At 44.2% G+C, this 8,207-nt stretch carries 6 protein-coding genes; all 6 read left to right on the plus strand.

Features of this window, described 5'->3' with window-relative positions; translation table 11 throughout:
• Positions 1–323: 323 nt before the first annotated feature.
• Positions 324–668: a DMT family transporter gene (locus tag EI161_RS12415; protein ID WP_192523176.1), complete on the plus strand. Its 345-nt coding sequence runs from the start codon at positions 324–326 to the stop codon at positions 666–668.
• A gap of 21 nt (positions 669–689) precedes the next feature.
• Positions 690–1,256, plus strand: coding sequence for a TetR/AcrR family transcriptional regulator (locus EI161_RS12420; RefSeq protein ID WP_192523175.1), 567 nt, complete (start codon positions 690–692; stop codon positions 1,254–1,256).
• Positions 1,257–1,545: 289 nt separating this feature from the next.
• On the plus strand, positions 1,546–3,048 hold the full coding sequence (betB, locus tag EI161_RS12425) for a betaine-aldehyde dehydrogenase (protein WP_192523174.1): 1,503 nt from the start codon (positions 1,546–1,548) through the stop codon (positions 3,046–3,048).
• 274 nt (positions 3,049–3,322) lie between these two features.
• Positions 3,323–5,023 carry a choline dehydrogenase gene (betA, locus tag EI161_RS12430; protein WP_192523173.1) on the plus strand — a complete coding sequence of 567 codons (1,701 nt, stop codon included), beginning with the start codon at positions 3,323–3,325 and terminating at the stop codon, positions 5,021–5,023.
• Between the two features lie 269 nt (positions 5,024–5,292).
• Positions 5,293–7,338, plus strand: a complete 2,046-nt coding sequence (betT, locus tag EI161_RS12435; protein WP_192523172.1) for a choline BCCT transporter BetT — start codon at positions 5,293–5,295, stop codon at positions 7,336–7,338.
• A gap of 247 nt (positions 7,339–7,585) precedes the next feature.
• A complete protein-coding gene (locus tag EI161_RS12440; protein ID WP_192523171.1) occupies positions 7,586–8,077 on the plus strand; it encodes a M48 family metallopeptidase in 492 nt (163 codons plus the stop codon).
• Positions 8,078–8,207 lie beyond the last annotated feature (130 nt).

The raw sequence follows: 8,207 nt of genomic DNA on the forward strand, positions 1-8,207 counted from the left end.
TAGGCTTAGATGTGTATAGTTCATGGTTGCAATCTCACTTTGGTCGGTGGATAAAAACTTTGATGCTAGCGCATCTAGGTCTTTTTTTCACCTCACATTTGGTATTGCACTTCATGTGTTAATCTAAGGAATGAATTACTTATCTTTTTGAATATTAAAGCAATCCATAAATAAATTGAAACAAAATTTATGAATATACCCTTCACATTGCGCAATTATTTCTATAAAATACCGACCGTGTGGTTTCTTTAATGTATATACATTATTAATATATACTTGATTTGAACCCAATTTAAGCATGACTTAAAAAAGGCATCCTAATTATGAGTCCTACCACTATTGCTTACGGTTACCTTGCGATTGCCATTATTTGCGAAGTGATTGGTACCACCTTTTTAGTGAAGTCAGAGCAATTCACCCGTTTGGTGCCGACCTTAATTATGGGTGTGCTTTATGCCATCTCGTTTTATTTGCTGACCCAAACCATCAAAACCATACCGCTCGGCATCGCTTATGCACTGTGGGGTGGTCTGGGAATTGTGCTGACATCGCTTGTTGGCTTGGTATTTTTTAAGCAAAGTCTGGATACAGCAGCAGTGGTTGGCATCGCTATGATTGTTGGCGGGGTCGTGGTGATGAACTTACTGTCTAATTCTGTGGTGAATTAACCATTTAACAGGGAGGTAAAAATGGAAATTGAGAATGCTTATAAGCGTAAAAAACAGCCCGAACTGGTTCGTCGTGCGCTGCTTGACCAAGCCGCACGGATAACGCTAGAGCAGGGGTTGTCTAAGGTTACTTTTCAAGCGGTGGCTGATGCGGTCGGCGTGACCAAAGGCGGTGTGATGCATCATTTCGCCACCAAAAATGCGCTTATCCTTGAAGTGTTTCATGATGCGATGGCGAAATTTGAGGCAGAAGTGAATACGGCAATGGCCAAAGACCCTGTCAGTTATGGTGCTTTTACCCGCGCTTATATCGACGCCACCATCAGTTTGGGCGAAAAAGGACAGGAAGAGTTTAATAGCCAAGCCACGTTATATGTATTGATGCTTGGCGATATCGAACTGCGTGAATTGTGGGCCGAATGGTCAAATGCGCAATTAAAGAAACATGACGCCACTGATAATAACGAAACCTTATGTATGGTGCGTTTGGTTGCCGATGGTATTTGGCTTTCTGACTTTTCAGGCATCAATATATCTGACAAAAAATCCTTACGCGCGCGTTTGATAAACATGACCCAGCGTGAGTAGGATTGAGCAGTAGTTTTAGGGTAGTTAATGGGTTCAAGATGGGTTCAAGCGCTCTATAAATAAGATAGAAATATTGCTATAAGTTTTTCTTGCTTGCTGTGTGCTTTAGCAGACAGAGGCTGCAAAAAAATTATACCAATATCACATAATTACCGATGTATAAGTCAACGTAAAAACTTTATTTCAACACTTTTTATTCTAAAGTATTTTAATACTTAAACAGTAACGACACGATTTGAGATGAGTGTTCTTTATTAATAGCATTTATCAGTCGTCGCAAGGAGATTTTATGACAAATTCCAATAATTTAACCGACCTTATCCATTTAGACCAAGTGCAAACGGCTTATATCAACGGTCGTTTCCTACCTGTTGATGATTCGCTTGCAACTTTTGAAGATATTAATCCTGCGACTGGTGAGGTGCTAGCAACTATTCAGCAAACGACTGATGAGCAAGTTAATGCAGCGGTTAAAGCGGCACAAAAAGGCCAAAAGGTATGGGCGGCGATGACCGCGGTTGAGCGTGGCCGTATCTTATCAAAGGCGGTGGAGATATTGCGCGAACGCAATGACGTACTGGCGTTACTGGAAACCAAAGACACCGGTAAAGCTTACTCTGAGACCAAATACGTCGATATCGTCACTGGTGCTGACGTCGTTGAATATTATGCCGGACTGGCTCCAATGTTAGAAGGTCGTCAGATTCCACTACGTGATAGCAGCTTTGTCTATACTCGCCGTGAACCATTGGGCGTGGTCGCTGGTATCGGCGCTTGGAATTATCCCATTCAAATAGCGATGTGGAAGGCTGCGCCAGCATTAGCCGCTGGTAATGCGATGATTTTTAAACCATCAGAAGTTACCCCGTTAACCGCGCTAAAGCTAGCAGAAATATTCACAGAAGCGGGCTTGCCAGATGGCGTTTTTAACGTCGTGCAAGGGGATTACAAAGTGGGCGAAGCCTTAACCCAACATCCTGATATCGCTAAAGTCTCATTTACCGGCGGCGTACCAACGGGTAAAAAAGTCATGTCAAGCGCAGCAGCATCGTCGCTTAAAGATGTGACCCTAGAGCTGGGTGGTAAATCGCCATTAATCATATTTGATGATGCTGATATCGATACCGCCGCTGACATCGCCATGATGGCGAACTTCTATAGCACCGGTCAGGTCTGTACCAATGGCACGCGTGTCTTTATCCCGAAAGCCTTACAGGCCAAATTTGAGCAAGCCATTTTAACGCGTGTTGAGCGTATCAAGCTAGGCGATCCGATGGATGAAAGCATCAATATGGGGCCATTGGTGAGCTTCCCACACATGGAGCGAGTACTTGGCTATATCGAGCAAGGTAAAACTAGTGGCGCGCGCTTATTGACTGGCGGCGAACGTGTGATCACAGGCGATTTGGCTAATGGCGCCTTTGTTGCACCGACTGTGTTTAGCGATTGCAGCGATGACATGACTATCGTACGCGAAGAAATATTTGGTCCAGTAATGTCGATATTGACTTATGAAAGCGAAGAAGAAGTGATTCGCCGTGCCAATGATACTAATTATGGCTTGGCAGCAGGTGTCGTGACCGCTGATTTAACCCGCGCACATCGAGTCATTGCCCAAATTGAAGCCGGTATCTGCTGGTTAAATACCTGGGGTGAGTCGGCAGCACAAATGCCAGTCGGTGGCTACAAGCATTCAGGTATTGGCCGCGAAAACGGTATTGAAGCGCTTGAGCATTACACGCAAACCAAATCTATCCAAGTAGAGCTGGGTGCGTTTGAGTCTGTATTCTAATCATTTGTATTTGAAAGATTTTTAAAACAGTAAGGTTGATGTATAGGTAGTTCTAAATAAGAGCGATACGATTGTAATAAAGTAAATAGCCACGTGCTACTGGTATAAATTTTCTTGCTTGTTGTTCGCAAGCGTGACAGAGGCTGCGAAAAATTTACTCCAGTAGCACTCGTATCGGTTTTAAAGTGAATCAACTATATTAGGAATAATGTGTCCTTTTAGCACAGCCTTACGTATATGGAATGATGGATTTTTTAATATTACGGAGCGTTTTATGACATCCACTACACCTGAGTACGACTATATCATCGTCGGTGCCGGTTCAGCAGGCAATGTACTTGCTACGCGCTTAACCGAAGATGCCAACATTAAGGTGTTGCTGTTAGAGGCGGGTCGTCCAGACCATCGACTAGACTTTCGTACCCAAATGCCAGCGGCGCTTGCCATGCCTTTACAAGGAACCACTTATAACTGGGGCTATAAAACCGATCCCGAGCCGTATATGAATAACCGCGTTATGGACTGCGGACGCGGTAAAGGGCTCGGTGGTTCATCGTTGATTAATGGCATGTGCTATATCCGTGGTAACGCCTTGGATTTTGATGACTGGGCTAAAATTAAAGGTCTGGAAGATTGGACGTATTCGGACTGCTTACCCTACTTTAAAAAGTTAGAGAACTGTGACGCGGGCGAGAATGACTATCATGGCGTCGGTGGTCCGGTTGAGATGACTACTTCCAAACCAGGGGTTAATCCACTGTTTCAAGCCATGATTGAAGCGGGCGTACAAGCAGGCTATCCAAGCACCGAAGACCTAAACGGCTATCAGCAAGAAGGCTTTGGGCCAATGGATAGGTTCGTCACCCCTAATGGGCGCCGTGCTTCAACAGCTCGCGGTTATCTTGACCGTGCCAAACCGCGTAGCAATATCACCATTTTGACGGGTGCCTTGACCGATGTGATTTTATTCGATGGCAAGCGTGCTGTTGGCGTCAAAGTAGAGCATCAAGGTCAAACCAAAAACTTCCATGCATCTCGTGAAGTCATTGTTTCATCGGGCGCGATTGCCTCGCCGCAACTGTTACAGCGCTCAGGCATAGGTCCTGGCCAATGGCTCAAAGACTTAGGTGTAAATGAGATACTTGACTTACCAGGCGTCGGTAATAACCTGCAAGATCATTTAGAGCTGTATATGCAGTATGAATGTAAGCTGCCTGTTTCGATTGCACCTGCCAATAAATGGTGGAATAAACCAGCGATTGGTGCGGAATGGTTATTCAATGGCACAGGACTGGGTGCCTCCAATCAGTTTGAAGGTGGTGGCTTTATTCGAACCGATGAGAAGTTCACCCATCCTAATATCCAATATCATTTCTTGCCATTAGCGGTGCGTTATGACGGTCGCAGTGCGGTGAAATCACATAGCTTCCAAGCGCATGTCGGCTCATTACGCTCGCCAAGTCGTGGTCGCGTCAAGCTGACTTCGAAAGACCCAAGTGCGCATCCGAGTATTTTATTTAACTATATGTCTCACGATCAAGACTGGCACGAGTTCCGTGCGGCGATGCGTATTACCCGCGAGATTATGCATCAGCCTGCGCTCGATCCTTATCGTGGTCGTGCTATCTCGCCAACCGATGATTTGGTGACCGATGCGCAATTAGATGAATACGTCCGTAATAATAGTGAGACGGCTTATCATCCTTCTTGTACCTGTCCGATGGGCGAGGGTAATGATTCGGTAGTCAATGGTGAAGGGTTAGTGCATGGTATCGATGGTTTGCGCGTCGTCGATGCGTCGATTATGCCAAATATCATCAGTGGCAACCTCAACGCTACTACCATTATGCTGGCAGAAAAAATCGTCGATAAGATGAAAGGTAAGCAGTTGCCACGTTCAACCGTGGATTATTATGTCGCCAATGGCGCACCGCTCAGAGCCGAGCCGATGCGCGTCTATAGCGCTGCTGTCTAAGCGACCGATAAGCCATTTATTCAATAATCATATAAGCGAATCTCATCAAAAAGGCCTTTCCACGTAAAGGTCTTTTTCATCAGCGCTAAGCAATTAGTGTCATAAATAATCCTACGGCAGCATTTGCCTATTATTTATTTTGCCATTTAGAGAGTGGTTTTTTTACCATGTTTTTATTTATTGGTACTGCTTTGTGCGTCATGCGGCAATAAAGTCATAACGGACAAAGCAATACCACGTAGTGTTCAATTTACTTATTGAGGTCTTTTATGCACAGTTCGCCTGCAGAAGATGCGACGAAACCTCTGGGTCTAAATAAAACTGTATTTTTAGGCTCAGCTATTATTTCTATTTTATTGATAGTCTGGACGATCGCGTTTCCAGATTATAGCGAAAACCTGCTTAGCGCTGGTATGGCTTGGGTGTCAGAGAGTTTTGGCTGGTATTACATGCTGGTGGTTGCCGCTTATAGTATCTTTGCATTATTCGTTGGTCTGTCGAAATATGGCGATATCAAACTTGGTCAAGACCATGAAAAAGCCCAGTTTCCTTTTTTAACCTGGGCTGCCATGCTGTTTTCAGCAGGTATTGGCATTGATTTGTTATTCTTTGGTGCTTCTGAGCCGTTGATGCATTATCTAACGCCACATACTGGGTTAGAGCCTGCCAGTGCCGAGGCCATGCGAGAAGCGCTATCGCAAACTTTCTTGCATTGGGGGCTACATGGTTGGGGTATTTACGCACTCATCGGCATGGCGCTGGCTTACTTTGCTTATCGTAAAAATATGCCATTGGCACTACGTTCGCCGTTGACGCCGATATTTGGTGAGCGTTTAATCAAAGGCTGGCTTGGCGATGGCATTGATACCTTTGGCGTGGTTTGTACTTTGATGGGGATTGCCACGAGTTTGGGGATTGGTGTATTACAGGCCAATGCTGGACTGTCACATGTATTCGGTATCGAATCGAGTAAAATGGTTCAGACGCTCATCATTGTAGGGGTCGTCGCTGCTGCGGCCATTTCTGCCATGACCGGTGTGGAAAGAGGTGTACGCCGTCTTTCTGAATTTAACATGCTGTCTTCAGTATTGTTATTACTGGCAATATTAGTGATGGGTAATACGATTTATCTATTGAATACCTTTACTCAAAGTATTGGCCAGTATTTTCAAACCATCGTTTATAAAACCTTTGATGTGTACGCTTATGATGGTACTGCTGGTGCTGATTGGAAATCAGGCTGGACGATATTTTTCTGGGCATGGTGGGTGGCTTGGGCACCGTTTGTAGGCTTGTTTATCGCTCGTATTAGCCGTGGCCGTACCTTGCGTGAGTTTGTCTTTGGGGTGATGTTTATCCCACTTGGTTTCATCTTTGCTTGGTTCTCTATCTTTGGTAATTCCGCGATAGATTTGGTTGCCAATGGTGCTACTGAGCTTGGTGAGATTGCGGTTAATGATGCAGCGATGGGCATGTTTGCCCTGTTTGAGTACTTTCCCTACAGTGATATTTTGTCATTTGCTGGTGTGGTTATTGGTTTAGTGTTTTTTGTAACTTCAGCGGATTCGGGCGCGTTAGTATTAGCGAACTTGAGCTCAAGAGGCATGACCAATGATACCGATGCGCCAGTTTGGTTGCGCCTGTTTTGGGCAGCAGCAACGGGTCTTATTACCTTAGGTTTGCTGTTTGCCGGTGGCTTTGCTTCATTGCAGTCAGTCTCTGTCATTGCCGGTTTGCCATTCTCGCTTATCCTCTTGCTCTACATGGTGTCGATGTGGCGCTCGTTAAAAGAAGAGGGCAATAAACGTAAAGCCAGTACGGTTGGTACGGCCAATGTATTGGATAGTGGTAAGGGCTGGAAAGCGCGCTTGCAACGTATTGTCAGCTTCCCAAGCCATACGCAAGTTGAACGGTTTTTGCAAAATATTGTTAGACCTGCCATGACTGAAGTTGAAAATGAGCTTAAAGCTGGTGGTCTAAAAACCGCTCTAGATATTCGTAATTTGGCACATATCGGGCAAGATATAGATGACGGTTCGGATGACAATAGCGGTCAAATAGATGGTCTAAGTTTGCGCGTGGGACATGGTGATGAGGACGATTTTGTTTATGAGGTTAATTTAATCAAAGCCGAGCGTCCGAACTTTACCCTTAATACCTCAACGAAGCATGCCGAGTTTTATTATCGCGCTGAAGTGTTCTTAAGCGATGGCTCACAAGAGTATGATTTGGTTGGCTATACCAAAGAGCAAGTACTGGTCGATATCTTGCATCAGTACGAACGTCATATGCAGTATCTGCATTTGGAGCGTTAATTAATAACCCTGAGTAAATATATTTTTGAAGATAAGCCCATAAGCTGGATGCAGCTTGTGGGTTTTTTATTAACCATAAAATAAGCAGAGATAGGGTAAAGTATATCATTGGTTTATTTTGAAGGTATTATAGCGAGGCTGAAGAAAAATTTATCAGCCTCGTATACAGTTAAAAACCGTCATGCTTTTATATGAGATTGATTGTATAAAGCTCGGACGTTTTAAAGTATCAGCAAAGGATAAATTTGTGACCACACTCAAGTATATCGCTCATTATTCTGAGCAAATCCAAACCCAAGCCGCGCTATTAATTAGTGAAGGCAAGCTGGGAGAATATATAGAAAAAAAGTACCCCAATCAGCACCAAGTTCAGAGTGACAAAGCGCTGTATCAGTATATCAATGAGATCAAAAACCAATCGATGCGTAAAATTGGCCCGTTATCAAATGTCAGCTATAGCAGTAAACTTAAAGTCCTCAAGCATGCGCTGGGCATTCATACCACCCAATCTCGTGTACAGGGCAGCAAGCTCAAGTCGCATAATAGCATCACTGTCGCTAGCTTATTCAAAGAAGCGCCACCTGAGTTTTTACGTATGATTGTCGTGCATGAGTTGGCACATTTTAAAGAGCATGAGCACAACAAGGCTTTTTATCAATTATGTTGTCATATGCAGCCTGATTATCATCAAGTCGAGCTAGATACGCGTTTGTGGTTGCATTGGCGTGAGCTTGCGTGATTGTTGTGATTTGGATTATCCATGGGTTGAAATGAGATATTTTGATAGACGCTTAAATTAAAAAATTAGGTGGTGTTCTAAAAAGTATGCTGGCATCAGACGTAGCCATAATTGATGTAAAAGAACACCA

The organism is Psychrobacter sp. FME5 (assembly GCF_014861375.1).
Lineage (GTDB): Bacteria > Pseudomonadota > Gammaproteobacteria > Pseudomonadales > Moraxellaceae > Psychrobacter.

Bases quoted from the DNA above. Each gene is read 5' to 3' on its own strand.
- EI161_RS12420 (WP_192523175.1), top strand. From the start codon at position 690: ATGGAAATTGAGAATGCTTATAAGCGTAAAAAACAGCCCGAACTGGTT.
- EI161_RS12415 (WP_192523176.1), top strand. From the start codon at position 324: ATGAGTCCTACCACTATTGCTTACGGTTACCTTGCGATTGCCATTATT.
- betT (WP_192523172.1), top strand. From the start codon at position 5,293: ATGCACAGTTCGCCTGCAGAAGATGCGACGAAACCTCTGGGTCTAAAT.
- betB (WP_192523174.1), top strand. From the start codon at position 1,546: ATGACAAATTCCAATAATTTAACCGACCTTATCCATTTAGACCAAGTG.
- betA (WP_192523173.1), top strand. From the start codon at position 3,323: ATGACATCCACTACACCTGAGTACGACTATATCATCGTCGGTGCCGGT.